The following is a 24,359-nucleotide window of genomic DNA, read 5'->3' as shown; positions in this document are numbered from 1 at the left end:
CCCCGGCCCCGGAGCGCCCGACAGCCGGTCACGAACGCCCGGCGAGGGATGTCCGACGACCGGTCACCGGAACCCGGCCCCGGGACCCCCGACGGCCGGTCACGGGACACCCCGGTCCCCGGCACCCCGGGCAGGGGCTCACCGGGCACCCCCGGTTTCTCGTCACTCCTCCGCGGGGCCGAGGAGGGCGTTCGCGTGGCTCTTCGCTGCGGATGTCTCGTACTGCAGCGCGACATGGCTCGTGGCCGACGTGATGTCGCGCCAGTGGCGCTGGAGCGCGTGGGTCTCGCCGAGGCCCCCGGTGCCCGCGAGGGCGACGAGCTGCCCCGCGGACTCGCGGAGGATCTCGGCGGCCGTGGTGGCGTTGCGTTCGGCGCGGGCCAGCAGGCCACGGTCGAACCGGTGCGTGTCGGCGGCCTCGGCGTTCTGCTCCACGAGCAGCCGCGCCGCTTCGATCCGGCCGGCCGCGCGGACGAGCTTCACTTCGCCCGCCGGGGTGCGGCGGCGGCCGGTGACGGTCGCGGCGGCCGCGTCCAGGGCACCGAGGGCGGCGCCCACGACGGGAGCCACGAACGGCAGCCCGGCGACGGCCGGCAGCGGCACGTTGTGGACGGGCCGGTCGGAGGAGCCGTTGCGCCCGGTGAGCAGCTCCTGCCGGTCGAACGAGAAGGGCTCGGCCACGAGCGTGTCGGTGACGGTCACGGTGTGGCTGCCGGTCGCCCGCATGCCGACGCTGTCCCAGGTCGGTTCGACGGTCCAGGTGCCCCACGGAAGCGCGAAGAACCGCAGGGCGGGCGGCCCTTCGGCACCCCGGACGACAGCGCAGACGAGGATCCAGTCGGCGAAGTCGATGCCGCTGACGTAGCCCCAGCGGCCGCTGAGCCGCCACCCGCCGTCGGTCTTCTCGGCCCGCCCCGCGGGCATCAGGGCGGTCGCGATCACGGCGTCGGGGCCGTCCGCCCACACGACCTGGCGACCGGCCTCGGGCAGGTGGGAGGCGATACGGCCGGAGTAGGCGGCGAGCGAGGCGTACCAGGCGGTGGACGCACAGCCCCGGGCCACCGTGACGACCGCCCGGGTCAGCTCGGCGAACGTCCCCTCGGCGCCGCCGTGCGCCCGCCCGACGAAGTGCCGGGCGAACCCGGCGTCACGGACGGCGTCGGCGACCTCACGCGGCAGCTTCCGGCTGCTGTCGGCGTCGGCGGCATGCCGGGCCGCGAGGTCCCGTACCCCCTCGGCAGCCCCGGCCACCCCGGGTTGCGCTTCCAAGTCGACGGACATCCTGAAGACCTCCTGGCTGAGAGAACTGCGGTCGGGGTGGGGGCCGTTCCTGAGGGACGGGGAGATGGGCGGGATGGCGGTGGGTGCGTCGGGCGGGTGCCGCTCAGATCGCCTTGGCGAACAGCTCCAGCGTCTCCCCGGGGCTGGGCCCGTCCAGGGCGCGGAAGATGCGGTCCGCTCCCTCGCCGTGGCGTTCCAGGGCCACGTGCGCGAGCTCGACACGGGTGTGGGTGTCGTCGACGGCCGTGAACTCGACCTCGATGCGGCTGGCCCGCTCGTCGTCGGGTATGGACTGCCAGTCGGCGTCGATCCGCCAGGTCATGACGAGCCGCCGGCCCGGCTCCCACTCCAGGACCTTGCCCCAGTCGATGCGGTTCCCGTCGATGTCCCACTCGTAGTAGTGGCCGCCCACGCCCGGCTCGAAGGCCAGGCCCACCCGCTGCTTCTTCAGCAGGACATGGCTCGGCGGCCACCAGTCGGCGGGGCGCTCGGTGAACACCTTGAAGCAGTGCTCGGGCGTGGCCGCCACGGTCACCGACTTCCTCACATCCGGAATCGTCTGCTGCTCGGGCACACGCCCTCCTCGGTCGGTCCGGTCACTGGACGTCCCGACGCTCACCGATCCCGCTGGACCCCGCGTGGAACGCCGGTGGAGGCCACGGCGGAAGCGGCGAGGGAGGGCACGGCGGAAGCGGCGGCGGAGGGCACGGCGGAGGCACCGCCCCACCGCCCCTCCGGCCGGGTGCGAGCGGCGCGCAAGGTGGCGGGTTCACGGTCGTGGCCACCACGGCGCCGAGCCACCAGCAGGGGAGTTAAGCGATGACGACGGACCAGCTGACCGAGCAGGACACGGACCACCGGCGCGGCACGCGCCACGTCGCCTTCGTCACCGGGGCGACCAGCGGGATCGGCCTCGCCGTGACCGAGCTGCTCGCCCGCCGGGGCGTGGCGGTCTTCGGGGTCGCCCGCGGCGAGGAGAGCGTGCGCGCCCTCGTCAAGCGGCTGCGCGGCGAGGGACTGGAGGTCGCCGGCACGGTGTGCGACGTGACCTCCGTCGAGCAGATCGGCGCCGCCGTCCGCGCGGCCGTCGCCGCGTACGGCCGCATCGACATCCTCGTCAACAACGCGGGCCGGGGCGGCGGCGGGGTCACCGCCGAGCTTCCCGACGGACTCTGGGACGACGTGATCGAGACCAACCTGAACGCCACGTTCAGGGTGACCCGCGAGGTCCTGTCCACCGGCCTGATGCGGGACGGCGACTGGGGCCGCATCGTCAACATCGCCTCGACGGGCGGCAAGCAGGGCGTGGAGCTGGCCGCCCCGTACTCGGCGTCCAAGCACGGCGTCATCGGCTTCACCAAGGCGGTCGGCAAGGAGCTGGCGCAGACCGGCATCACGGTCAACGCCGTCTGCCCCGGGTACGTCGAGACCCCGATGGCCCAGCGGGTGCGCCAGGGCTACGCGGGTCACTTCGGCGTCAGCGAGCAGGAGATCCAGGAGAAGTTCAACGCGAAGATCCCGCTCGGCCGTTACTCCACCCCCGAGGAGGTCGCCGGCCTGGTCGGCTACCTGGTCTCCGACACCGCCGCCTCGATCACCGCCCAGGCGATGAACGTCTGCGGCGGCCTCGGCAATTACTGATGGGCACCTACTGATGGGCCTCGCCCGCACCGCGGAAACGGAGCCGCCGCCATGACCTCCCTGACCACACCGCGAACACCGCCCCGCGCGGCGCCCGTCGAGGTGCCCGGCGGGCCCGACCCCGCCGCCTACCGCGCCGCCATGGGCCGCTTCCCCACCGGGGTCGCCCTGCTCACCCACGGCAGCGGCGACGCCACGGCGGCCATGACCCTCAACAGCCTGACCTCCGTCTCGCTCGACCCGCTGCTGGTCCTGGTGTCGATCCGCGCCGACGGACGGCTCCGCCCCGTGATCGCCGACGGCGGTGGTTTCGCCGTGAACGTGCTGGGCGAGGAACAGCTGGGCCTGGCACGGGAGTTCAGCCGCGCGGAACGCCCGCAGGGCCGGGCGGCGATGCGGCGGCTGGGCGCGGTGCGCGGGGTGAGCGGCCACGCGGTGCTCCCGTCGGCCGAGGCGTCGCTCGAGTGCGTCCTGCACACCGCGCACGAGGCGGGCGACCACGTGCTGTTCCTCGGCCGGGTCGTGGCCCTGACCTGCGGCCCGCGTCCGTCCGCCCCGCTCGTCTTCCACCAGGGCCGCTACGAACGGCTGCCCGCGACCCGGCCGGAGGCCGCCGCATGACCACGGACACCGTCACCCACGACGCCATCACCCCGGACGCCGGTCCCCCGACGCTGACCCCGGTCGCGGACGGGGTGTACGCCTTCGTCCAGCCCGACGGCGGCTGGTGCCTGAACAACGCGGGCCTGGTCGCGGGACGCGGCCGTAGCGTCCTCGTGGACACGGCGGCCACCGAGTCCCGGACGCGGCGGCTGCGCGAGGAGGTGGAGCGGATCGTGCCGGGCGGCCCGGACTTCGTCGTCAACACCCACTTCCACGGCGACCACACCTTCGGCAACGGGCAGTTCGCCCCCCGCGCGGTGATCGTCGCCCATGAGGGCACCCGCGCCGACACCGCGGAGGCCGGCCTCGGCCTGCGGCAGCTGTGGCCGGACGTCGTCTGGGGTGAGACCCCGCTGACCCTGCCGACCCTGACGTTCCGCGAGGCGCTGACGCTGCACGCCGACGACCTGAGCGTGGAGCTGCTGCACGTGGGCCCCGCGCACACCGCGAACGACGTGGTGGCCTGGGTGCCGGAGCGGTCGGTGCTGTTCGCCGGCGACGTGGTGTGGTCCGGCGTCACCCCGTACGTCCTCATGGGCTCGATCTCGGGGTCGTTCCGGGCGCTCGACCGTCTGCGCTCGCTCGGGCCCCGCGTCGTCGTCCCCGGGCACGGCCCGGTCGGCGGCACCGAGTTGATCGACGCCACGGAGGCGTATCTGCGCCTGATCCTGCGTCTGGCGGAGGACGGCAGGCGCGCCGGCCTCACCCCGCTTCAGGCGGCGGCCCGCGCCGACCTCGGCGCCTTCGCCGGCCTGACCGACCCCGAGCGGCTGGTCGGCAACCTGCATCGGGCCTACGCGGAACTGGACGGCCTGCCGCCCGGGGCCCGCATCGACGTCGCCGCCTCCTTCAAGGAGATGGTCGCCTTCCACGGCGGCCTGCCCGCGTGCCACGCCTGACGACCGAGAGGACGAGGACATGGCAACCATCAGTGTGCTGGAACGCCGGACCGAGGCTCCGGGGACCGACACCGAGCACCGGCCGCCGGCCGAGGGCTACCTCTGGGAGCCGCGGATCCTCGCCGGCGACCCGGACGACGACGGCAGCGAACCCCACATCTGCCGGGGCATCGACTGACGCACGACAGGGGTGAGGGGGCCCGGCCCGGGCCCCCTCACCCCTGTGCGCCTCCGTGGCTTCTCAGCCCTGCTCGACGGGAGCGTCACGGTGGATGACCCGCGACCGGGTCAGCAGCCGCCCGTCGCGGCGCACGAGGACGTCCTCCACGGTGAACGTCGGCTGGAAGGACACCCTGCCGTCGCGGTCCGTCTGCGTGACCAGGGTGTAGTACGACACCCGCAGCGTGTCCTCGTCCACGGGGTCCGTCTCGATGAGCAGGTGGTCGAACCAGTGGCGCACGGCGATGTCGCGGTAGCGCGGCAGGTTGGCCCGCATCCCGGCGATCATCTCGGCCCGCCCCCGCTGCCGCTGGCCCCCGGCGTGCACGACCTCGCCGTCCTCGGTGAAGGTGGCGGCGAACCCGGCGATGTCCAGCGCGTCGACCCGCCGCATCTGCCGTGCGTAGAACGTGCGCACCTCGGCGTACAGATCCCCGGACACGGGCCGCACCGGCGCCCGCGCTCCTGCCGGGGCGCTGTCCGTACCGACCGACTGGGACATGACGACTCCCTTCCCGGGACCCCCTCCTGAGGGCCCTCTCACCGCCCCACCCTGCCGCCGCCCCCTGCAGCCCCACTGGTGCCCGACTCGACCGCGCTCACCGGATACCGCCAGTCGGACATCACTCGTGGTCGACATCCTGACAGCGGCGGAGTCACACTCTCCGTGCAGGCTGCGGCAGTGTTCCGGCCTGTCACACTGCCGACTGCGACCGGAAGGACCGACGACGTGATCATCTTCGGCACCAAGGGATACCTCTACCAGCTGGCGATACTCACGCTGGTGTGCGGCCAGTGCGGCAATCCCGCCGCGCACACGCTGCGCAAGCGGGTCACGAAGTTCACGCTGTTCTTCGTGCCGCTCTTCCCGGTCTCGACGAAGTACGCGACGCAGTGCACGTTCTGCGGTGCGGAGCAGCGGGTGACCGCGGAGCAGGCGACGCAGCTCCAGGCGCAGGCCGCCGCCGGCGGACAGGGCCACGGGCAGCCGCACCAGCAGCAGCCGTACCAGTCCTGACCGCCTCCTGACCGCGTCCCTCAGCCGTTCCAGTTCTCGTACGGGTCCCTCGGCGCCGGGACCGGCTTCGTCGCCGTGACCTGGAAGTACGGGACGGGGCCCGCGTTGACCGGGTCCTTGGTACGGCGAGGGGTGTACGTGCCCGAGACCTCCAGCCAGGTGTCCGGCTGGAGGACCGGGGGCAGGTCGCCGGTCAGGGCGACCTTGATCGGCTGGGCGTCGGCCGCGCAGCAGTTCAGGGTCATGCGGACCAGGTACGGCCGGCCGGAGCGATCCACGGTCAGGAAGCCGGTGAGGGTGAGGGGCCGGTCGCGCAGGCGGCGGCCCTCGTCGTAGACGGCTCGGGCCGCGTACTCGCCGACGCCCATGCGCAGCGGGCCGGCGGCGGGGAGCTCCGGGAAGCCGAGGGGCTCCTGCAGGGCCGTGCCGGTGTGGCTCGCGCTGTAGGAGCCGAGGGCCGGCGGGGCGACCAGGATCAGCGCGAGGACGGGGAGGGCGAGCAGCCAGGAGATACGGGGTTCGCGGTGCCCGCTCGCCGCCCCGGCACCCCCGCCCCCCGCCCGCGCCCGCCACTCGTACCAGACCGTCGCCCCCGCCGTCGCGATCAGCACCGCGCCCGCCAGCAGCAGCAACGGGCGCAGACCGGCCTTGACATAGCGCAGGTGGAGGTCGGTCAGGCCCGCGTGCAGCACGGTCGCGCCGAGCAGGAACAGCAGCGCCGACTGCGCCTGACGGTCGAGACGGGTCCTCACAGCAGCACCGCTCCCGTCAGCGCCGACACCGCCACGGCGAGCGCGAGGGTCGCGGGCGCGAAGCGCAGGGCGAAGGCCCGCCCGAAGGTGCCCGCCTGCATGGCGAACAGCTTGAGGTCGATCATGGGCCCGACGACCAGGAAAGTGAGCCGGGCCGTCAGCGAGAACTGCGTGAGGGACGCGGCCACGAACGCGTCCGCCTCCGAGCAGATGGACAGCAGCACGGCGAGGGCCGCCAGGGCGAGCACCGACAGCACGGGGTTGCCGGCCGCCGCCCGCAGCCACTCGGCCGGGACGACCGCCTTCAGCGTCGCCGCCGCCATCGCGCCGACCACCAGGAACCCGCCCGCGTGCATCACGTCGTGCCGCACCGACCCCCAGAACGCGGCGCCCCTGCCCCGGTCGCCGTCGTGGGCCGGGCGGGCGGGCAGCCGCAGCCAGTCGCCGCGGCCGAGGCGCTGCCACAGCCAGCCCATCGCGCACGCCACCAGCAGACTCGCCACGAAACGGGCGAGGACCATCTCCGGGTCGTCCGGGAAGGCGACCGCGGTCGCCGTCAGCACGATCGGGTTGATCGCGGGCGCCGACAGCAGGAAGGCGAGGGCCGCCGCCGGGGCCACCCCCCTGCGCACCAGCGCGCCCGCCACCGGGACGGACGCGCACTCGCAGCCCGGCAGCACCGCGCCCGCCGCCCCCGCGACCGGCACGGCGAGGGCGGTACGCCCGGGCAGGGCGCGGGCGAAGAAGGACGGCGGGACGAACACCACGATCGCGGCGGACAGCAGCACCCCGAGCACCAGGAAGGGCAGGGCCTGCACGATCACCGCCACGAACACCGTCATCCAGCTCTGCATCACCGGAGCGGCCAGGGCCCGGCGCACCGGGTCCTGGAACATCACCGCGGTGAGCAGGACGAGGGTCAGCAGCAGCGGGGAGGTGAGGCGGCGGGCCTCCTCGGCCTCCCCTTCCCGCGTGTGCTGCTCCGGCGGAGCCGTCCTCGTGCTGGCCACGCCCTTGGGTACGCGGGGACGCCCGCCGGCGTTCAGCCCAGGTGCCGTTCGGCGAAGTCCAGCTCCAGCCGGACCTGCTTGATCCGCTCGTCCACCACCAGGGAGCCGTGGCCCGCGTCGTACCGGTACACCTCGTGCACCGCGCCCCGCTCCTCCAGGCGCCGGACGTAGTTCTCGATCTGGCGGATCGGGCAGCGCGGGTCGTTGACACCGGCCGAGATGTAGACGGGTGCCTTGACCTGGTCGACGTACGTGATCGGGGAGGACGCCTCGAAGCGCTCCGGAACCTCCTCCGGGGTGCCGCCGAGCAGCGTGCGGTCCATCGCCTTCAGCGCCTCCATCTCGTCGTGGTACGCGGTGACGTAGTCGGCGACCGGCACCGCCGCGATGCCCAGGCTCCACGCGTCGGGCTGGGTGCCGAGGCCGAGGAGGGTGAGGTAGCCGCCCCAGGAGCCGCCGGTGAGGATCAGCCGGGCGGGGTCGGCCAGCCCGGAGCCGATCGCCCACTCCCGGACCGCGGCGATGTCCTCCAGTTCGATCAGGCCGACGCGGTGCTTGAGCGCGTCGGTCCAGGCGCGGCCGTAGCCGGTGGAGCCGCGGTAGTTGACGCGGACGACCGCGTAGCCGTGGTCGACCCAGGCGGCGGGGCCCGCGGCGAAGGAGTCGCTGTCGTGCCAGGTGGGGCCGCCGTGGATGTCGAAGACGGTCGGCAGCGGTCCGGTGGCGCCGGCCGGCTTCTGCACGAGGGCGTGGATACGGCCGCCGGGGCCCTCCACCCACACGTCCTCCACCGGGACCGAGCCGGGCGACCTCATCCCGGGCGGGTCCAGGACGACCCCGCCCGCCGTGGAGCGGACCGCCGACGGTTCGGCCGCCGAGGACCACAGGTACTCCACGCTGCCGTCGGGGCGGGCGGTCGCACCCGAGACGGTGCCGGGCGGGGTGGGCAGCTCCACGAGCTCGCGGGCCGCGAAGTCGTAGCGGAACAGTTCGCTGCGGGCCTCGAAGCTGTGCGCGATGAGCAGCCCGGTGCCGTCCGGGTACCACTCGGCGCTGACGTCGCCGGGCAGCTCCAGGGCGAGGTCCCTCTGCTCCCCCGTCGCCACGTCCCACACCAGCGGCTCCCAGCGGCCGCGGCGCTGATGCCCGATGAGCAGCCGGGTGTCCCCGGCGACGGGTGCGAAGCCCAGCACCTCCAGGCCCAGCTCGCGGGTGCCGCCCTCGGTGTCGTCGAGGTCGGCGACGGGTGTGCCGTCGGGGCGCAGGACGCGCAGCGCGGAGTGCATCGCGTCGCCGTGCTCGGTGTGCTCGATCGCGATCAGCGTGCCGTCGTGGGAGAGGTCGCCGACGCCCGCGGACTCGCGGTGCCGGTAGATCTCCACGGGACGCTCGCCGATGCGGGCCAGGTGCACCGTGGTGCCCTCCTCGTCCGTCGACCGGCCCACGACCGCGGTACGGCCGTCCCGGCCGAGGGCGAGACCGGCGGGGTAGGACGGGTCGAGGCCAGGGGTGGCGAGTTCGTCCTCGCCGCCGGTGAAGCGCTGGCGGCGCCAGACGCCGAACTCGTCGCCGTCCTTGTCGTCGAACCACCAGATCCACTCGCCGTCGGGCGAGAGCACGCCGTCCGTGGTGCCGTTGGGCCGGTCCGTCACCTGGCGCTGCTCGCCGGTCGAGCGGTCCCAGGCGTACAGCTCGTACGTTCCTGTCGCGTTCGACACGAAGAGGGAGCGGTCGGGTGCGTCTTCGGCCCACTCGGGGAGGGAGACGCGGGGGGCCCGGAATCGCTTCTCCCAGTCGGGCATCTCGGAGGCGGGGGCGTGTGGCTCAGTCATGGGCCCATACTGCCCGCTGGGAGGGGGTGCGTAGCGCCATGGGGCCTGCTGTTCCACCCCCCGTCGGAAAGGCACCCGTCCGCCACCCGTACCGTTGTGGTGTGTACCGGTTTCTGCTGACGCCCCGGTGGTGGGGGATCAACCTCTTCGTGGTGCTTGCCATCCCTTTCTGCGTCTTCATGGGGTCCTGGCAGCTGGGCCGGTTCGAGGACCGGGTCGAGAATCACCGTGCGGCCGAGGAACAGGTCGCGTCCGCCAAGAAGGAGGCCCCCCGGCCGCTGGACGCGCTGCTGCCCGTGACGAAGGAGACCTCCGGCAAGCAGGTCACCGCACGCGGCCGGTACGACGAGCAGCTGCTCGTGCCCGACCGGGAGCTGGACGGCAGACCGGGGACGTACGTGCTCGCGCTGCTGCGCACCGACGGCGGCAAGGCGCTGCCCGTGGTCCGGGGCTGGCTGCCCGGCACGCCCGACCCGGCCGACGTGCCCGCGCCGCCCGCCGGTGAGGTGAGCGTCTCCGGTGCGCTCCAGGCGTCCGAGACGCCCGGCAACAACGGCGTCAGCGCCCGCGGCGGCCTGCCGAAGGGGCAGACCGCGGCGATCAGCGCGGCGTCCCTGGTGAACCTCGTGCCCTACGACGTGTACGACGCGTTCGTCACGCTCAACCGCGGCGACTCCGGGATGAAGGCGGTGCCCGCCACCGCGCCGGGCGGCACGGGGCTGGACCTGAAAGCGTTCCAGAACCTCGGCTACACCGCCGAGTGGTTCGCGTTCGTGGGCTTCGTGGTGTTCATGTGGTTCCGCCTGCTGCGCCGCGAGCTGGAGTTCGCACGCGACGCGGAGCTGGGGCTGCTCCCGGACGACGAGCAGCCGCAGGAGCCCGAGCGGCGCGAGGACCGGGATCAGGTCGCCGTCAGCAGGCCCGTCCAGTAGACCGAGCCCGCGCAGGCGTTGGTCACCACGACCGACGCCGAGCCGCTGCCCGTCTCCGGCGTGTAGGTGACGGTCACGCTGCCGTCGGCCGCGCCGTCCTCCGTGAGCAGCTGCGTGGAGGTGCCCGTGTCGCCGCCCGTGGACGTCCCGGCGGTCGTCGTCGGGTCCTCGGTGGGCGTCGGGTCGGGCGAGGGACCGCCCGTGGAGCCGCCGTTGGTCTCGCCGGGGGTGGGACAGGTCTCGGTGGGCACCCAGGCGAACTTCACCTCGTACGCCTCGCCCGGCTTGAGCACCAGCTGCGGCACCTCCAGGGAGGGGTCCGGCAGGCCGGCCGCCGGGTCCCCCGCCACGTGCCGCATCGAGCCGATCTTCGTGGCGTCGGCCGCGCCCGCAGGGGTCACGCCCACGCCACCGGGGCCGGTGACGGTGCAGCTCGCGCCGGAGACGTTGGTGACCCGGAAGGAGCCGTAGACCGCGCCGGTGGAGTCGGGGGCGGCGCTGCTCGCGACCGCGGGGCCCAGCTCGGCGGCGGTGCAGGCGGGTGCCTCGGCGGTCATGCCGGACGAGGGGTCGGCGCCTTCGGTGGCGCCCGTGCCGGCGCCGGGGCCGGCGCCCTTGTCCTTGTCCTTGCCGTTCTCCTTGCCGCCGTCCTCGACCTTGTCCGAGGAGCCGCCGGCGGTGCTCTCGCCGTTGCCGGGGCCCTTGCCCTCGCTGGTGCCGCCCTGGGCGGAGGAGGCGTGGCCGATGGCGGAGGGGTTGGCGTCGGAGCCGGTGGAGTTGGAGACGTGGACGAGGGCCGGTACGGCGGTGCCGACGAAGAGGGCGGCGGCGGCCATGCCGACCAGGGCCTGCCGCTTGCGGGCCCGGCGGGCGGGGACGGCGCGGCGCAGATACTCCAGCGTGCCGTCGCTCGGCTCTACCTGCTGCACCGCCTGGTGCAGCATCGCGCGCAGGTTCAGCTCGTCCGAGTCGAGCCCGTCGGGGCTCTGGTCGTCCAGGCCGTGGTTCACAGTTCCGTTCCCAGCGTGCGGTTGCTTCGTTGCGTGCCCGTGCGGCCCGGTGGGCTCGCGTGCCTGCTCGGGCCCGTGGTCCTCGGGACGGGCGGTGTTGCCGTCGCTCATGCCGGCGCCTCCATGGCCAGCCGCAGCGCCGCGATGCCGCGCGAGCCGTACGCCTTGACCGACCCCAGGGAGATACCGAGGGTCTCCGCGACCTGGGCCTCGGTCATGTCCGCGAAGTAGCGCAGCACCAGCACTTCGCGCTGGCGGCGCTGCAGCCCCTTCATCGCGTGGATGAGGGAGTCGCGCTCCAGCTGGTCGTAGGCGCCCTCCTCCGCGCTCGCCATGTCGGGCATCGGCTTGGACAGCAGCTTCAGGCCGAGGATGCGGCGGCGCAGCGCGGAGCGGGAGAGGTTGACGACCGTCTGGCGCAGATAGGCCAGGGTCTTCTCCGGGTCGCGGACGCGTTTGCGGGCGGAGTGCACGCGGATGAAGGCCTCCTGGACGACGTCCTCGCAGGAGGCGGTGTCGTCGAGCAGGAGCGCGGCGAGGCCGAGCAGCGAGCGGTAGTGCGCCCGGTAGGTCTCGGTGAGGTGATCGACGGTCGTTCCGGCCGCCACTGCCTCGTCGGCGCCGTCACGCTGGTTCGGGAGGCGGGCCGGCCGCGCTGCGGGCATGGGCGCGATCACCGGCATGCCACCGGGCGAGCCGGGCATGCGGGGTCGGAGAGCCTGGCGGGGCGGCCTGAGGGCCGTGCCACGCGGCGCTGTGAAGTCGAGTACCTCAGCCACGCAAGTTGGACACGCTTCCCCCCGTAAGGGTTGTACGTGCCGGGCGTCACTTTTGCGCCGACGTCCATTGCCCTCATGTGTCCCGCTCTTCCCCTATGTCCCGAACTGAACGGGCGTCCCCACGCCCGGTTCCAGGCGTCCCCACGCACCGGAAAGGGTGATCGCAAAGACGCTCCCCGCCGTCCACTTGGTTGCGGAGAGCGGGGAGGTAAATTTACACAGAACCTACAAAGAAACTTAGTGCAGGCCTCAACTTTTTCCCAGGTGCTGGTCCAGACCTTGAGCCACCGGCCCCACCGGCCCCACCGGCCCTGACGTCCGGCGGACACCCCTAGGTCTCGGCCGCCACCAGCTCCGCGATCTGCGCGGTGTTGAGCGCGGCTCCCTTGCGCAGGTTGTCCCCGCACACGAAGAGCTCCAGCGCGGTCGGGTCGTCCAGCGCCCGCCGCACCCGCCCCACCCACGTCGGATCGGTGCCGACCACGTCGGCCGGCGTGGGGAACTCGCCCGCGGCCGGGTTGTCGAACAGCACGACACCGGGCGCCGTGGCGAGGATCTCGCGGGCCCGGTCGACGGTGACCTCGTCCTCGAAGCGGGCGTGCACGGTGAGCGAGTGCGTGGTGACCACCGGGACCCGTACGCAGGTCACGGCGACCGGAAGGTTCGGCAGGCCCAGGATCTTGCGGGACTCGTCCCGGACCTTCATCTCCTCCGACGACCAGCCCTCCTCCCGCAGCGAGCCGGCCCACGGCACCACGTTCAGCGCGACCGGCTCCGGGAACGGCCCGGTGTTGTCCCCCACGGCCCGCCGTACGTCACCGGGGCTGGTCCCCAGCTCCGTGCCGGCGACCAGGGACAGCTGCTCGCGCAGCGTCCGCACGCCCGCGTGCCCCGCGCCGCTGACCGCCTGGTACGAGGAGACGACCAGCTCCCGCAGGCCGAACTCGGCGTGCAGCGCGCCCAGCGCGACGATCATGGACAGCGTGGTGCAGTTCGGGTTGGCGACGATCCCGCGCGGCCGCATCCGCACCGCGTGCGGATTGACCTCGGGGACGACGAGCGGAACCTCCGGGTCCATCCGGAAGGCGCCGGAGTTGTCCACCACCACCGCGCCCCGCGCGGCGGCGACGGGCGCCCACCGCGCGGCGACCTCGTCGGGCACGTCGAACATCGCGATGTCGACGCCGTCGAAGGCCTCCTCGGTGAGCGCCACGACCTCGACCTCCTCGCCGCGCACGGCCAGCTTGCGGCCGGCCGAGCGCGATGAGGCGATCAGTCGGATCTCGCCCCAGATGTCCGCCCGCTGGGACAGGATCTGGAGCATGACCGTGCCGACGGCGCCGGTCGCTCCCACGACCGCGAGCGTCGGTCGCACGACCCGCGGGGGCCGTCCGGTTCCGGCCATCAGCGGCCAGTGCCTCCGTAGACCACGGCCTCGTCGCTGTCGGAGTCGAGACCGAAGGCGGAGTGCACGGCGCGCACGGCCTCCGGCACGTCGTCCTTGCGGGTCACGACCGAGATGCGGATCTCGGAGGTCGAGATCAGCTCGATGTTCACCCCGGCGTCGCTGAGCGCGGTGAAGAAGTCGGCCGTGACACCCGGGTTCGTCTTCATACCGGCGCCGACCAGGGAGATCTTGCCGATCTGGTCGTCGTAGCGCAGCGAGTCGAAACCGATCGCGGTCTTCGCCCGCTCCAGGGCGTCGATGGCCTTGCGGCCCTCGGCCTTGGGCAGGGTGAAGGTGATGTCCGTCAGGCCCGTGGACGCGGCGGACACGTTCTGCACGACCATGTCGATGTTGATCTCGGCGTCGGCGATGGCGCGGAAGATCGAGGCAGCCTCGCCCGGCTTGTCCGGCACACCGACGACCGTGACCTTGGCCTCCGAGGTGTCGTGCGCGACACCGGAGATGATGGCCTGCTCCACCTGCTTGTCCCCTTGGTTGATCGGCTCGCTGCTGACCCACGTGCCCTGAAGCCCCGAGAAGCTGGACCGGACGTGGATCGGGATGTTGTACCGGCGGGCGTACTCCACACAGCGGTGGAGCAGCACCTTGGACCCGGAGGCGGCCAGTTCGAGCATGTCCTCGAACGAGATCCAGTCGATCTTCCGGGCCTTCTTCACCACGCGCGGGTCGGCGGTGAACACACCGTCGACGTCGGTGTAGATCTCGCACACCTCGGCGTTCAGCGCGGCGGCGAGCGCCACGGCCGTGGTGTCGGACCCGCCCCGCCCGAGGGTGGTGATGTCCTTGGTGTCCTGGCTGACGCCCTGGAACCCGGCGACGATGGCGATGTTGCCCTCGTCCACCGAGGCCTGGATCCGGCCCGGCGTGACATCGATGATGCGGGCTTTGTTGTGGACCGAGTCGGTGATGACACCTGCCTGGCTGCCGGTGAAGCTCTGGGCGTTGTGACCCAGGTTTTTGATCGCCATGGCCAGCAGTGCCATGGAGATCCGCTCTCCGGCGGTCAGCAGCATGTCGAGCTCGCGCCCGGCAGGGATCGGGGAAACCTGCTCGGCGAGATCGATCAGCTCGTCCGTCGTGTCGCCCATCGCGGAAACCACGGCGACCACCTGGTGGCCGTTCTTCTTGGCTTCCACGATCCTCTTGGCGACGCGCTTGATGCCTTCGGCATCGGCTACGGAGGAGCCTCCGTACTTCTGCACGACAAGGCCCACGTGCGCTCCTCGCTCAGTCCGTCGTTTTCCACGGTCCGTACACATGTGTGCAGGCCGCGGTCGGCAGTCAGTCTATCGAGCGCCCGAAAATCCCCTCCGCGATATCGCATGGTGAGACATCCGGGCACTCGTGCAGGAGGGCTCATGCCCAGGGGCACGCGGGCCACTCGGAAAAGCGACCCGTGTCACATCCTCCGGCGGGCGTGGTGCAGGGTCCCGGCCCACCAGTGCAGCTCGTCGAGCATCGCCTTGGCCGCGGCCTCCTGATCGTCGGGGGCCGCCCAGGCACCCGCCTCGTCGAAGTGCTGGTAGTAACGGGGGAAGGACACGTAGTCGCGGATCGTGTGGGCCTGGAGCTCGCCGAAGATCTGCCGCAGATGCTCGATGGCGAGGATCCCGCCCGAGGCACCGCTGTACCCGACGAAGCCGATCGCCTTGCGCTGCCACTGGGTGAAGTGCCAGTCGATCGCCGTCTTCAGCGACGCCGGGATGCTGCGGTTGTAGTCGGGGGTCACGACGACGATCGCGTCGGCGTCGTCGAGGGCCCGGGTCAGCGGTGCCATCCCCGCCGGCCGCTCGGGGTCCGGGTCGAGCGCGGGTGGGGTGGCGGGGAGGACCGGCGGCAGGTCGACGTCGGCGAGATCGACGGTGGTCACCTCGAACGCACCGTGCGCGGTGGCCTGTTCGGTGATCCAGTCGGCCACGACGGGCCCGAAGCGGCCTTCGCGGACGCTGCCGAGGATCACGGTGAGGTGGAGCGGGTCGGAGTTCACGTTCTGGTTCGGGTTCGGGTCGGTCGTCATGGCCCTTACGTTCCTCGGCGCGGCCGAGGGGAGGGAGACCGCGCCGAGGGTGGTAGTGGCAGGGCCACCCTCCGCAGCGCCCCGCTTGTTACGTTGAACGCGTGAGCGACGACAACGAGTTGGGCATGTTCCTGCGCACTCGCCGCGAGGCCCGCACACCGGCGGAGGTGGGCCTCCCGGCCGGGCCGCGACGGCGGACCCCGGGTCTGCGGCGCTCCGAACTGGCCACCCTCGCCGGCGTCAGCGTCGAGTACGTGACCCGTCTCGAACAGGGCCGGGACCGCCGCCCCTCGGGCGAGGTCCTGACCGCCCTCGCCGACGCACTCCGCCTGACCACCGCCGAGCGCGTCCACCTCCACCGCCTGGCCAAGACGATCAGCGGAGGCACCTGCGGCGCTCCCCCGCCGGTGCGCACGGTCCGGCCCACGGTCCGGATGCTCCTCGACCGGCTGGAACCCACCCCGGCCGTCCTGCTCAACACCCTCAGCGAGGCCCTCGCCTGGACCGAGGGCTACGACCGGCTGGCGCGCCCCCTGGGCCTGCTCGACGGCGAGCCACCGAACCTCGCGAGGTTCGTCCTCACCGACGAGCGGGCGCGCACGGCGTACCCCGACTGGGACCGCGTGGCGGACGACCAGGTGGCGGCCCTGAAGCAGGGACCGGTGCGGCAGTCACCGGGCGGCAGCGCACTGGTGTCCGAGCTGGGCCTGCTGGCGGGCCGGGAGTTCACGGAACGGATGGCACGCCTGCCGGGCCTGCCGACGGCGAGCGGCGTGGTGCGCATGGCCCACCCGGACGCGGGCGAACTACGCCTGGCCTACGAGGTGCTGGAGCTCCCGGTCGACGACGGCCAGCGCCTGATGGTGCACCTGCCCGCCGACACTGCCGCCGAGGCGGCGCTGGAGCGGGTGCTGGGGGTGCGCCGCGGGGAGCTGCGGATCGTGGGGTAGATCCTGCTGCACCGGCGCTTCCTACTGCACCGGCCGCATGCCCAGTGGGCCCGCGATCTCCTCCGCCATCACCTTGCCCGCCTCGAACTCCAGGGTGTCGTCGCCCATGCCCTGGTCGGTGTCGAGGCCGTCCAGTTCCGCGAGGGGCTGGTTCAGCCGGACGTGGGCCACCACCGACTGCAGTGCGCGCAGGGTCGCGGACGCGGTGCTGCCCCAGTTGGAGAAGTAGGAGAACTGCCACCACCACAGGGCCTCCGTGGTGCGGCCGGCGCGGTAGTGGGCCATGCCGTGGCGGAGGTCGGTGATGACGTCCGTCAGGTCGTCCGAGATGCGCGCGGGAACGGGCGCCTTGCGGGGCTCGTAGGGGTCGAAGACCTCGGAGTAGACGTCGATCGGCTCCAGCATGCGGGCGAGGTTCTCGCGGAGTTCGTCCACGTCCGGCTCCGGGCCCGGGTCCGGCTCGTAGCGCTCGTCCGGGACGATGTCCTCGTGGGCCCCGAGACGGCCGCCGGCCAGGAGGAGCTGGGAGACCTCCAGGAGGAGGAAGGGGACCGCCGAGTCCGGCTCGTCGCCCTTCGCCACCTCCGTGACGGCGACCAGGAAGCTCTCGATCTGATCCGCGATCTGGACCGCGAAGTCGTCCGGGTTCTGGTCGGTCGCGTGCAGCGTGGCATCAGACATCTAGGAGTCGTCTCCCCTCGAAGGCACGGCCGAGGGTGACCTCGTCCGCGTATTCCAGGTCGCCACCCACCGGGAGGCCGCTGGCCAGGCGGGTGACCTTCAGGCCCATGGGCTTGATCATGCGGGCGAGGTACGTGGCCGTGGCCTCGCCTTCCAGATTCGGGTCCGTGGCCAGGATCAGCTCGGTGACCGTGCCGTCGGCCAACCGCGCGAGAAGTTCTCGTATCCGCAGGTCGTCGGGTCCGACCCCGTCGATGGGGCTGATCGCGCCGCCGAGGACGTGGTAACGGCCCCGGAACTCACGGGTGCGCTCGATCGCCACGACGTCCTTCGGTTCCTCCACGACACAGATGACGGCCGGGTCGCGGCGGGCGTCGCGGCAGATCCCGCACTGCTCCTCCTGCGCGACGTTGCCGCAGGTCGCACAGAAGCGGACCTTCGCCTTCACTTCCATGAGGGCGTGTGCGAGGCGCCGTACGTCGGTCGGCTCCGCCTGGAGGATGTGGAAGGCGATGCGCTGGGCGCTCTTGGGACCGACGCCGGGCAGCCGCCCGAGTTCGTCGATGAGGTCCTGCACCACGCCTTCGTACAACGGACTGCCGTCCTTCCTGGGGTTCCTGCACTACGTACGGTAGAGGGCTTCGGTCCGTCTTAGAAAGGCAGACCGGGGATGCCGCTGCCGCCGCCCAGGCCCTGGGCGAGCGGGCCGAGCTTCTGCTGCTGGAGCGTCTGCGCGTTCTCGTTGGCCGCCTGGACCGCCGCGACGATCAGGTCGGCGAGGGTCTCGGTGTCCTCCGGGTCCACCGCCTTCGGGTCGATCTTCAGCGCGCGCAGCTCTCCGGAGCCGGTGACGGTGGCCCTCACCAGGCCGCCGCCCGCCTGGCCGTCGACCTCCGTGCGCGCGAGTTCCTCCTGCGCCTTGGCCAGGTCCTGCTGCATCTTCTGGGCCTGCTGGAGCAACTGCTGCATGTTCGGCTGGCCACCACCGGGGATCACGATCTGCTCCCATCGTCACTGCGTCGCTCGGGTGATTTTCCCGTTCGGCACGAGCCTACGTGGTCGGGGCAGCCGTCGCCCCAGCACTCTTTCGAGTGAGTCCGGCCGGGGCCCTATACCTGATCAACGCCCCCTTACGGGCGGAAAAGCGGCCGAACCCCCGACTCCGCCACCCATTGGGCGGTAGGAAGGGTCAGCCACATCGACACCAGGCGTCACGCTTCGTGCACGGCGTGAACGGTACGTGCCGACCGGGGGCGGACGGGGATCAGCCGGATCAGTCGGGGTCAGTCACGGTAGTTGCGGTCAGTAGGGAGTACCGGGTGGGTCAGCCGGAGATGCAGCCCGAGGGTCGGCCTCAGGACGGACGCGGTGAGCTGCGCGGCGAGGGGGCGGCCGGCCTGCGGCCGGGGGATCTGGGCGGGCGGGTCTTCCCGCTCGGCGACTGGGGCGAGCCGGCCGCCCGGCTGGACGAGCTGTACCGGTGGGTGGAGCGCGGCGCGCTGGAGACGGCCGCCTGGTACCTCGCGGACCGGGTGTGGAAGCGGCGGTGCGCGCGGGCGCTGCGCGGCGGGGCGGCGGCGGGGGCGGTGACCGGGGCGGCGCTGCCGCTGCTGGATCTGACCGGGGTGGTCGGCGGGGTGGCGCCCTGGGGGTATCTGGCGCTGCTGCTCGGGGTGGCGTGCGTGGCCGGGGACCGGTTCTTCGGGGTGACGTCCGGGTGGATAAGGGACGTGGCGACGGCGCAGGCGGTGCAGCGGCGGCTGCAGGCGCTGCAGTTCGACTGGGCGTCGGAGTGCGTGCGGGAGGTGCTGGGGCCGGCGGAGGGGACGGCGAGCGAGGCGGCGGAGCGGTGCCTGGGGGTGCTGCGCCGCTTCTCGGAGGACGTCACGGAGCTGGTGCGGGTCGAGACGGCGGACTGGATGGTCGAGTTCCGTACGGGGGGCGCGCCGCTGGGCATCCAGACGGCGGTGGCGCACGGGGGACGGCAGGAGTCGGGCCTGTCGAACGGCCGGTTCCCGTCCCCGCAGGGCCAGCCCCGCCCGAACATGCCGAGACAGCGTCCGCCGGAGCCGAGGTAAGAAGGCCGGGGGTCTGGGTGGCCGGAGGTGCTGTGGGCCGGGGGCCGGTCGCGCGGCCCGGCGCTGACAGGGCGCCGTCCGCGCCCACCTCCCCCGCTCTCGGCTTCGCTCGAGCAGGAGGGACCCCCATCGCCCTGCGGCACGACTGCCCGTGGGACGGGCGGCCACCACCGCCCGCAGGATGGGTGGTCTGTCACGGGCTCGGCCGGGCGCACAGTTTCAGGCCCTCCGGGGTCCAGCAGGGCAGGTGGCCGTGGGTGCGGATGACGTCCTGGCCGTTTCCTCTGGTCAGGTAGGTGAGGAAGCTGGAGGCCAGCGAGTCCGCCGGGGGCCGGCCGTAGGTGTAGGCGTACTCGATCTCGCGGTACGGGTAGGAGCTCGTGCCGTTCTCGATGGCGTCGACGGAGGCCGGCTCGCCGTCCAGCGTCAGGACGCGCAGGCCCTTCGCGCGGTCCGCCAGGTTCAGTTCGCTGTAGCCGATCGCGCCGGGAACGTCGGCGACCGTCGCCAGCACCTGTTCGGTGGAGTCGAGTTCGCAGCGGATGAGAGGGGCCGTGGGGTCGTCCTTGTGCAGGCAGTCGAGGGAGGAGTTGGCGATCTCGCCCCGGCCCAGCACCCGGCGCTGGAACACCTGCCGCGTCCCCGAGTTGGCGTCGCGGCTGACCAGACGCACCGGCAGGTCCGGCCCGCCCAGCTCCCGCCAGTTCGCGACCTCCCCCCGGTACAGGCTCCGTACGTCCGCGGTCGACAGGTTCCGCAGGCCCACCCTCTCGTTCACGACCAGCGCGAAGACCGACACCGCCACCCGGTTCTCGCGCAGCCGCGGCAGCCCGCTCGGCTTGGGCCCGTCGGACAGGGCCACGATCGCCGGTGAGCCCTGCTTCGCCTTCGCGCCGGCCGCCGCCAGCTCCCGGATGCCGGACGTCGACCCGTGCGCGTCCACGACGATGTCCGTGTCCTCGTCCTCGCAGTCCCGCTCGTACTTCTCCGCGACCTCCCGCAGCACGGGTGCGAAGGCCGTCGAGCCGGTCAGGGTGAGGGTGCCGCTCTCGCAGCCGATCGGCGGCGGGCTGTCGTCCTGCGCGACGACGATCACGGCGAGGGCGATCACGCACAGCGTCAGCGTGATGGTGATCAGCCGGGCGGCGCGGCTGAACAGGGGTGCCTTCTCGTCGGGGGTGGCGCTGCGGTTGCGATGCACCTCGCCGTCGCTGAGATCGCCGCTCACCTGGATCTCGTCGCCCTCGTGGCCGCCGGAGAGCAGCACCAGCAGCTTGAAGTAGGCGCCGCGGTTCAGCGGGACGCGGGGGATGTGCAGCGTGCCGCCCTGGTAGGCGAAACCACGTTCGCGGGTGAAGTGGTCGAGGAGATGGCTGGTCTCCGAGGGCTGGGTGACCGAGACGCCCAGGATGGTGCGGCGGCCGAACTCCACGGTCAGACCGTGGCTGCCGGGCCCCAGGTAGTCGTCGCGGCCGATGCCCTGCGATCCGTCGTTCTCGATGCGCAGCAGCACCATGCTGGCGTCGGTCATGCCGGCCGCCGTGTCGAACCAGCCCAGCCGGCGGTGCGTACGGCCCGACTGCCCGTCGTCGCCGATCGGGGTGTCCAGCTGTACGCGGTAGCCGATGCGTTTGCGGCGCGGCACCCGGCGCTCGTACCAGACCATGACGGCCGAGGCGACGATGCCGAGCAGCGCCGTGCAGACGGCCACCAGGTTCTCCGCGCTGAGCCACTGCACCGTGCCGCCCCCGTCACTGCCCGCCCGTTGGATCGGGTGGCCACCGTACGGCCGTGCGAAGGGGTGCGCGGGTTTCGTCCGCGGAAGTTCAACGAACGTTCAACGACCCCCGGTGAACGGGGATGTGGCTCCGTCCGTCCCGCGTCAGCCGCGCTCGTAGGTCAGCTCGTCGCCGTTGCTGGTGTTCACGCGGCGGAGCGACCCGTCCGGGAGGAGGGTGATCTCGCTGGCGGAGCCCGGTGTGCAGGCGCTGCGGGGCTGCCCGACCGTGACGGTGGACGGGCCGATCTCCAGGCGGCCGCCGGACGCGGAGGTCAGGTCGGCCTCGAAGACGCAGTGATAGGTGCCGTTCCCGGTGGGGCCGTCCGCGACGAGGGACAGCACCGTGTCGCCGGTCTCGCCCTGCTGGATGGTGAGCTCACGGGTGTGCACACCGCTCGCGTTGTCGATGGTGGTGGACCAGGTGCCCAGGTAGGCGGTGGGGATCGCCCCGTCGGAGGGTGGTGCGGCGGTGCTCGGCTGCTTCGGGTCGGTGGTGGGTGTGGTGGCCCCCGTGGTCCCGGGTGCGGTGGGGGACGGCGACGGCGGTGTCGTCGGGTCCTCGGCCTGGTTGTTGCTGTCCCCGCCGCTCATGAGGGCGTACACCGTGCCGCCCGCCATGAGCGCGACGACCAGCGCGATCAGCACGAGCAGTGCGGTGGAGGACCGGCCGTCGCGCCGGGGGTCCTGGCCGGGGCCGGGCGGGCCGTAGAAGGGCGGAGGGCCGTACGGCGGGGTGGCGCCGCCCGCCTGGTGGCCGTTGTAGGGGTAGCCGTAGGCGGGCGGCTGGGGGTGCTGCTGCGGATGGCCGTATCCGCCCGGGGCCGGGCTCGGCGGTGGCGTGGGGCCGCCCTGGCCGCCGACGACCACGGTCGGCAGGTGGTTCACCGGGCCCCCGCCGCCGGGCCGGCCGGGCCGGGGCGGGCCGGCGCTGCCGGGGGCCGCGCCCGAGTCGTCGTCCGCGGGAGCGTGTTCCGGGGTGGCCGCGGGGGCGGGGCCCGTGCCGCCGGAAGGCGCCGAGGGAGCGGCGGCGGGTGCCGGGGCGGTCGCCGCGACCGGCGTCCCCGACACGGCCGTGGGGGTCGGCCCGCCGGGGGCGGCCGGCGCCTCCGGGTCCTCCGTGTCCAGCAGCCGCACCGCGTGCCGGCCCAGCTGGGCGACCAGGGCACTCGGGAGCCACGGGTCGCGGGAGCGGCCCTCGGTGACCGTGTCCTCCGCGCCGGTGCGGTCCAGGACCTCGTCGAGGCCGGGGCGCGCGGCCGGATCCTTCTTCAGACAGTCGCGGACGAGATCGGCGAGGCCCTCGGGCACCTGCTCCAGGTCCGGCTCCTCCTGCGCGATGCGGAACATCAGCGCGTGCACCCCGCTGTTGGCGGTGCCGAAGGGGAGCTTGCCGGTCGCCGCGTACGCGAGGACGGAGCCGAGGCAGAAGACGTCGCAGGCCGGGGTGATGCGGTCGCCGCGCACCTGCTCGGGCGCCATGAAACCGGGCGATCCGACGAGCGCCCCGGTGCGGGTGAGTCCGCCGTCGGTCACCGTCTGCAGGGCCCGTGCGATCCCGAAGTCGATGACGCGCGGCCCGTCGATGGTGACCAGCACGTTGGACGGTTTGAGGTCGCGGTGGACGATGCCGGCCGCGTGGATGTCCTGCAGCGCGTGTGCGAGACCGGCGGCGAGGATGCGCACCGAACGCTCCGGCAGGGCGCCGTGGTCGTGGCCCACGACCTGCTGGAGGCTTGGACCGGCGACATACCCGGTGGCCACCCACGGCACCGCCGCCTCGGTGTCGGCGTCCAGCACCGGCGCCGTCCAGTGGCCGCCGACCTGCCGCGCGGCCTGCACCTCCTGACGGAAGCGCGCCCGGAACTCCTCCTGCCGGGCCAGTTCCTCCCGCACGAGTTTCACGGCGACCGTGCGTCCCCGCTCGGAACGGGCCAGATAGACGTGCCCCATCCCCCCGGCCCCGAGCCGCGCGAGCAGCCGGTACGCCCCGATCCGCTGCGGATCCCCGGCCCCGAGCTTCTCCATCGCTGCGCCGCCTTCCCCCCAGTGAGCAACATCCCGAGGATAGTGCGGGGCCGGTGCCCGGTGAGCTGGGCGACGTCTACGGTTCCGTAACAGGGGGACCCAGCGCGTCGAGGACCTCGGACAGGCGTTCCAACGCCGCCACCGCCCGCGCGAGATCGGCCTCCCCGTACGCCTGCGCCAGCCGTTCCGCGAAGGCCGCGTGCCCGGGATCGACACGGGCGATCGCGGCCCGGCCCCGCTCGGTGGGCGCGAGGAGTTTGGCGCGGCGGTGGGCGGGGTTGGGGCGGTACTCGGCGAGGCCCCGCTCGACCAGGAGGTCGGCGATGCGCTGGACGCTCTGCCGGGTGATGCCCATGGTCCGGGCGATGCCGGACACCGGCAGCGGTTCGGTGAGGACCGCGCCGAGCACCTGCCACCAGGCGGCGGTGAGTCCGGCCGGCCGGGCCAGTTCCTCGGCGATCGCGAGGAACTGGCCGTTGAGCCGGAAGACACCGAGCGCGCTGCGGCTGAGCAGGTCCTGCCGCTTACTGCTCACCGCGCCAGTGCCTCTTCGAGCTCGGCGTACGCCTGCGGGTCCGAGTCGTGGAACAGCCGGTACCAGGCGTCGGTCGCCTTGTCGTCGTAGGCGCCGAGCAGCCGGAAGATCTCCCTTGCGAAGGCGACCGGCTCGGTCGGGCCGGCGGTGACGAGTCCGCCGTCGGTGACGGCGTCGACGTCGGCGTACCGCTCGCCGCCCGCGTAGCCGGTCGCGGCGAGGTAGAAGGGCGCTGCGCTGGTGTGGGCGCGGTTGTCGAGCAGGCCCTCGCGGGCGAGGCCGGCGGTGGCGCCGCAGATCGCGGCGACGGGCACCCCGGCGTCGAGGAAGGCGCGGGCGGCCCGCGCGAAGGGGGCGAGGCTGTCGCCGGTGTCCCACAGTCCGGCGCCGACGAGGATCAGCAGGGAGCTGTCCTCGGGCCGCAGCTCGTCGAGGGCGAGGTCGGGGAGGACCCGGAGTCCGCCCATGCTGGTGACGGGCTCCCTGGTGGGCCCGACGGTACGGACCTCGAATCCGGCCTGCGCGAGATGCGCGGTGGCGTGACCGGTCTCCCAGTCGGCGAAGGTGTCGTAGACGGCGAGGTGGACGGGCTTGCGAGTCGTCATGACCGCTCCCTGGGTGTGTAGGGGTGACGCCTACTGATGACAGAATCCTGTCATGATGCCAGCATGCTGTCAAGCGTCGTCAGGTGTCCGGCCTCCCCCGGGCGCCCGGCCTGTCGACAATCTGTCGCGGAAAGTCCCGGACCGCAGACAGGCCGCCGATGTCGCCGCCGCACCGGCGCCGCCT

The 24,359-nt window shown here is 72.9% G+C and carries 26 protein-coding genes; 8 read left to right on the top strand and 18 right to left on the bottom strand.

The window, feature by feature from the left end:
- Positions 1-162: 162 nt before the first annotated feature.
- Together AB0412_RS16530 and AB0412_RS16525 are read right to left on the bottom strand one after the other, a co-directional pair.
- A complete protein-coding gene (locus tag AB0412_RS16530) occupies positions 163-1,281 on the bottom strand; it encodes an acyl-CoA dehydrogenase family protein (protein WP_366403266.1) in 1,119 nt (372 codons plus the stop codon).
- A gap of 103 nt (positions 1,282-1,384) precedes the next feature.
- Complete coding sequence (locus tag AB0412_RS16525; protein ID WP_366403265.1) at positions 1,385-1,855, bottom strand: SRPBCC family protein; 471 nt, start codon at positions 1,853-1,855, stop codon at positions 1,385-1,387.
- 245 nt (positions 1,856-2,100) lie between these two features.
- Here AB0412_RS16525 and AB0412_RS16520 point away from each other — a divergent pair, with 245 nt between their 5' ends.
- Genes AB0412_RS16520 through AB0412_RS16505 form a run of 4 tightly spaced genes read left to right on the top strand, consistent with a single transcriptional unit; the run spans position 2,101 to position 4,662 of the window.
- Positions 2,101-2,922 carry an SDR family NAD(P)-dependent oxidoreductase gene (locus AB0412_RS16520; protein ID WP_366403264.1) on the top strand — a complete coding sequence of 274 codons (822 nt, stop codon included), beginning with the start codon at positions 2,101-2,103 and terminating at the stop codon, positions 2,920-2,922.
- A 51-nt stretch (positions 2,923-2,973) separates the two neighbouring features.
- The gene (locus tag AB0412_RS16515; RefSeq protein ID WP_366403263.1) at positions 2,974-3,543 is read left to right on the top strand and encodes a flavin reductase family protein; all 570 of its coding nucleotides are present in this window, start codon (positions 2,974-2,976) and stop codon (positions 3,541-3,543) included.
- On the top strand, positions 3,540-4,484 hold the full coding sequence (locus AB0412_RS16510) for an MBL fold metallo-hydrolase (RefSeq protein ID WP_366403262.1): 945 nt from the start codon (positions 3,540-3,542) through the stop codon (positions 4,482-4,484). Before AB0412_RS16515 ends, AB0412_RS16510 begins: the two co-directional genes overlap by 4 nt.
- Positions 4,485-4,503: 19 nt before the next feature.
- The gene (locus AB0412_RS16505; protein ID WP_366403261.1) at positions 4,504-4,662 is read left to right on the top strand and encodes a hypothetical protein; all 159 of its coding nucleotides are present in this window, start codon (positions 4,504-4,506) and stop codon (positions 4,660-4,662) included.
- A 63-nt stretch (positions 4,663-4,725) separates the two neighbouring features.
- Here the strand turns inward: AB0412_RS16505 and AB0412_RS16500 are convergent, their stop codons facing one another.
- Complete coding sequence (locus AB0412_RS16500) at positions 4,726-5,205, bottom strand: nuclear transport factor 2 family protein (protein WP_366403260.1); 480 nt, start codon at positions 5,203-5,205, stop codon at positions 4,726-4,728.
- Between the two features lie 228 nt (positions 5,206-5,433).
- Here AB0412_RS16500 and AB0412_RS16495 point away from each other — a divergent pair, with 228 nt between their 5' ends.
- Positions 5,434-5,721: a zinc-ribbon domain-containing protein gene (locus tag AB0412_RS16495; RefSeq protein ID WP_366403259.1), complete on the top strand. Its 288-nt coding sequence runs from the start codon at positions 5,434-5,436 to the stop codon at positions 5,719-5,721.
- 20 nt (positions 5,722-5,741) lie between these two features.
- Here the strand turns inward: AB0412_RS16495 and AB0412_RS16490 are convergent, their stop codons facing one another.
- From AB0412_RS16490 to AB0412_RS16480, 3 genes are read right to left on the bottom strand one after another with little or no spacing between them, the layout of a single operon-like run.
- The gene (locus AB0412_RS16490; protein WP_366403258.1) at positions 5,742-6,473 is read right to left on the bottom strand and encodes a TIGR03943 family protein; all 732 of its coding nucleotides are present in this window, start codon (positions 6,471-6,473) and stop codon (positions 5,742-5,744) included.
- Positions 6,470-7,483 (bottom strand): permease, encoded by a 1,014-nt coding sequence (locus tag AB0412_RS16485; RefSeq protein ID WP_366403257.1) that lies wholly within the window; start codon positions 7,481-7,483, stop codon positions 6,470-6,472. Before AB0412_RS16485 ends, AB0412_RS16490 begins: the two co-directional genes overlap by 4 nt.
- Positions 7,484-7,515: 32 nt before the next feature.
- A complete protein-coding gene (locus AB0412_RS16480; protein ID WP_366403256.1) occupies positions 7,516-9,315 on the bottom strand; it encodes a prolyl oligopeptidase family serine peptidase in 1,800 nt (599 codons plus the stop codon).
- 101 nt (positions 9,316-9,416) lie between these two features.
- Here AB0412_RS16480 and AB0412_RS16475 point away from each other — a divergent pair, with 101 nt between their 5' ends.
- Positions 9,417-10,247 (top strand): SURF1 family protein, encoded by an 831-nt coding sequence (locus AB0412_RS16475; RefSeq protein ID WP_366403255.1) that lies wholly within the window; start codon positions 9,417-9,419, stop codon positions 10,245-10,247.
- Here the strand turns inward: AB0412_RS16475 and AB0412_RS16470 are convergent.
- The 5 genes from AB0412_RS16470 to AB0412_RS16450 form a co-directional block, all read right to left on the bottom strand.
- Complete coding sequence (locus AB0412_RS16470; protein WP_366403254.1) at positions 10,217-11,368, bottom strand: hypothetical protein; 1,152 nt, start codon at positions 11,366-11,368, stop codon at positions 10,217-10,219. The two genes, AB0412_RS16475 and AB0412_RS16470, sit on opposite strands and share 31 nt — an antisense overlap.
- Positions 11,365-11,940 carry a SigE family RNA polymerase sigma factor gene (locus AB0412_RS16465; RefSeq protein WP_260824715.1) on the bottom strand — a complete coding sequence of 192 codons (576 nt, stop codon included), beginning with the start codon at positions 11,938-11,940 and terminating at the stop codon, positions 11,365-11,367. The genes AB0412_RS16470 and AB0412_RS16465 overlap by 4 nt, the downstream gene beginning before the upstream one ends.
- A gap of 427 nt (positions 11,941-12,367) precedes the next feature.
- Positions 12,368-13,441, bottom strand: coding sequence for an aspartate-semialdehyde dehydrogenase (locus AB0412_RS16460; RefSeq protein ID WP_366403253.1), 1,074 nt, complete (start codon positions 13,439-13,441; stop codon positions 12,368-12,370).
- Complete coding sequence (locus tag AB0412_RS16455) at positions 13,441-14,718, bottom strand: aspartate kinase (RefSeq protein WP_260824688.1); 1,278 nt, start codon at positions 14,716-14,718, stop codon at positions 13,441-13,443. The genes AB0412_RS16460 and AB0412_RS16455 overlap by 1 nt, the downstream gene beginning before the upstream one ends.
- Before the next feature lie 185 nt (positions 14,719-14,903).
- On the bottom strand, positions 14,904-15,521 hold the full coding sequence (locus AB0412_RS16450) for an NAD(P)H-dependent oxidoreductase (protein ID WP_366403252.1): 618 nt from the start codon (positions 15,519-15,521) through the stop codon (positions 14,904-14,906).
- Between the two features lie 125 nt (positions 15,522-15,646).
- Here AB0412_RS16450 and AB0412_RS16445 point away from each other — a divergent pair, with 125 nt between their 5' ends.
- Positions 15,647-16,471: a helix-turn-helix transcriptional regulator gene (locus AB0412_RS16445; protein ID WP_366403397.1), complete on the top strand. Its 825-nt coding sequence runs from the start codon at positions 15,647-15,649 to the stop codon at positions 16,469-16,471.
- A gap of 21 nt (positions 16,472-16,492) precedes the next feature.
- Here the strand turns inward: AB0412_RS16445 and AB0412_RS16440 are convergent, their stop codons facing one another.
- The 3 genes from AB0412_RS16440 to AB0412_RS16430 are packed head-to-tail and all read right to left on the bottom strand — an operon-like array spanning position 16,493 to position 18,148.
- Entirely contained in the window at positions 16,493-17,152 is a 660-nt protein-coding gene (locus AB0412_RS16440; RefSeq protein ID WP_366403251.1) for a DUF5063 domain-containing protein, read from the bottom strand.
- Positions 17,145-17,744: a recombination mediator RecR gene (gene recR / locus AB0412_RS16435; RefSeq protein ID WP_145868131.1), complete on the bottom strand. Its 600-nt coding sequence runs from the start codon at positions 17,742-17,744 to the stop codon at positions 17,145-17,147. Before recR ends, AB0412_RS16440 begins: the two co-directional genes overlap by 8 nt.
- Positions 17,745-17,803: 59 nt before the next feature.
- On the bottom strand, positions 17,804-18,148 hold the full coding sequence (locus AB0412_RS16430; protein ID WP_260824679.1) for a YbaB/EbfC family nucleoid-associated protein: 345 nt from the start codon (positions 18,146-18,148) through the stop codon (positions 17,804-17,806).
- Between the two features lie 323 nt (positions 18,149-18,471).
- Here AB0412_RS16430 and AB0412_RS16425 point away from each other — a divergent pair, with 323 nt between their 5' ends.
- A complete protein-coding gene (locus tag AB0412_RS16425; protein ID WP_366403250.1) occupies positions 18,472-19,230 on the top strand; it encodes an SLATT domain-containing protein in 759 nt (252 codons plus the stop codon).
- A gap of 193 nt (positions 19,231-19,423) precedes the next feature.
- On the opposite strand, the gene AB0412_RS16420 is transcribed toward AB0412_RS16425, so the two are convergent.
- The 4 genes from AB0412_RS16420 to AB0412_RS16405 all read right to left on the bottom strand — a co-directional run bounded on the left by AB0412_RS16420 (position 19,424) and on the right by AB0412_RS16405 (position 24,175).
- Positions 19,424-20,968 (bottom strand): substrate-binding domain-containing protein, encoded by a 1,545-nt coding sequence (locus tag AB0412_RS16420; protein WP_366403249.1) that lies wholly within the window; start codon positions 20,966-20,968, stop codon positions 19,424-19,426.
- 144 nt (positions 20,969-21,112) lie between these two features.
- On the bottom strand, positions 21,113-23,035 hold the full coding sequence (locus AB0412_RS16415) for a serine/threonine-protein kinase (RefSeq protein WP_366403248.1): 1,923 nt from the start codon (positions 23,033-23,035) through the stop codon (positions 21,113-21,115).
- Positions 23,036-23,111: 76 nt separating this feature from the next.
- Complete coding sequence (locus AB0412_RS16410; RefSeq protein WP_366403247.1) at positions 23,112-23,570, bottom strand: MarR family transcriptional regulator; 459 nt, start codon at positions 23,568-23,570, stop codon at positions 23,112-23,114.
- Positions 23,567-24,175: a type 1 glutamine amidotransferase family protein gene (locus tag AB0412_RS16405; RefSeq protein WP_366403246.1), complete on the bottom strand. Its 609-nt coding sequence runs from the start codon at positions 24,173-24,175 to the stop codon at positions 23,567-23,569. Before AB0412_RS16405 ends, AB0412_RS16410 begins: the two co-directional genes overlap by 4 nt.
- Positions 24,176-24,359: the final 184 nt, after the last annotated feature.

Origin of the sequence: Streptomyces sp. NPDC052012, from assembly GCF_040689265.1 — a bacterium.
GTDB lineage: Bacteria > Actinomycetota > Actinomycetes > Streptomycetales > Streptomycetaceae > Streptomyces.
This window is presented reverse-complemented; position numbering and strand designations above follow the sequence as displayed.

Bases quoted from the DNA above. Each gene is read 5' to 3' on its own strand.
- AB0412_RS16530 (WP_366403266.1), bottom strand. From the start codon at position 1,281: ATGTCCGTCGACTTGGAAGCGCAACCCGGGGTGGCCGGGGCTGCCGAG.
- AB0412_RS16520 (WP_366403264.1), top strand. From the start codon at position 2,101: ATGACGACGGACCAGCTGACCGAGCAGGACACGGACCACCGGCGCGGC.
- AB0412_RS16515 (WP_366403263.1), top strand. From the start codon at position 2,974: ATGACCTCCCTGACCACACCGCGAACACCGCCCCGCGCGGCGCCCGTC.
- AB0412_RS16510 (WP_366403262.1), top strand. From the start codon at position 3,540: ATGACCACGGACACCGTCACCCACGACGCCATCACCCCGGACGCCGGT.
- AB0412_RS16505 (WP_366403261.1), top strand. From the start codon at position 4,504: ATGGCAACCATCAGTGTGCTGGAACGCCGGACCGAGGCTCCGGGGACC.
- AB0412_RS16500 (WP_366403260.1), bottom strand. From the start codon at position 5,205: ATGTCCCAGTCGGTCGGTACGGACAGCGCCCCGGCAGGAGCGCGGGCG.
- AB0412_RS16480 (WP_366403256.1), bottom strand. From the start codon at position 9,315: ATGACTGAGCCACACGCCCCCGCCTCCGAGATGCCCGACTGGGAGAAG.
- AB0412_RS16470 (WP_366403254.1), bottom strand. From the start codon at position 11,368: ATGAGCGACGGCAACACCGCCCGTCCCGAGGACCACGGGCCCGAGCAG.
- AB0412_RS16465 (WP_260824715.1), bottom strand. From the start codon at position 11,940: ATGCCGGTGATCGCGCCCATGCCCGCAGCGCGGCCGGCCCGCCTCCCG.
- AB0412_RS16460 (WP_366403253.1), bottom strand. From the start codon at position 13,441: ATGGCCGGAACCGGACGGCCCCCGCGGGTCGTGCGACCGACGCTCGCG.
- AB0412_RS16450 (WP_366403252.1), bottom strand. From the start codon at position 15,521: ATGACGACCGACCCGAACCCGAACCAGAACGTGAACTCCGACCCGCTC.
- AB0412_RS16445 (WP_366403397.1), top strand. From the start codon at position 15,647: ATGTTCCTGCGCACTCGCCGCGAGGCCCGCACACCGGCGGAGGTGGGC.
- AB0412_RS16440 (WP_366403251.1), bottom strand. From the start codon at position 17,152: ATGTCTGATGCCACGCTGCACGCGACCGACCAGAACCCGGACGACTTC.
- AB0412_RS16415 (WP_366403248.1), bottom strand. From the start codon at position 23,035: ATGGAGAAGCTCGGGGCCGGGGATCCGCAGCGGATCGGGGCGTACCGG.
- AB0412_RS16405 (WP_366403246.1), bottom strand. From the start codon at position 24,175: ATGACGACTCGCAAGCCCGTCCACCTCGCCGTCTACGACACCTTCGCC.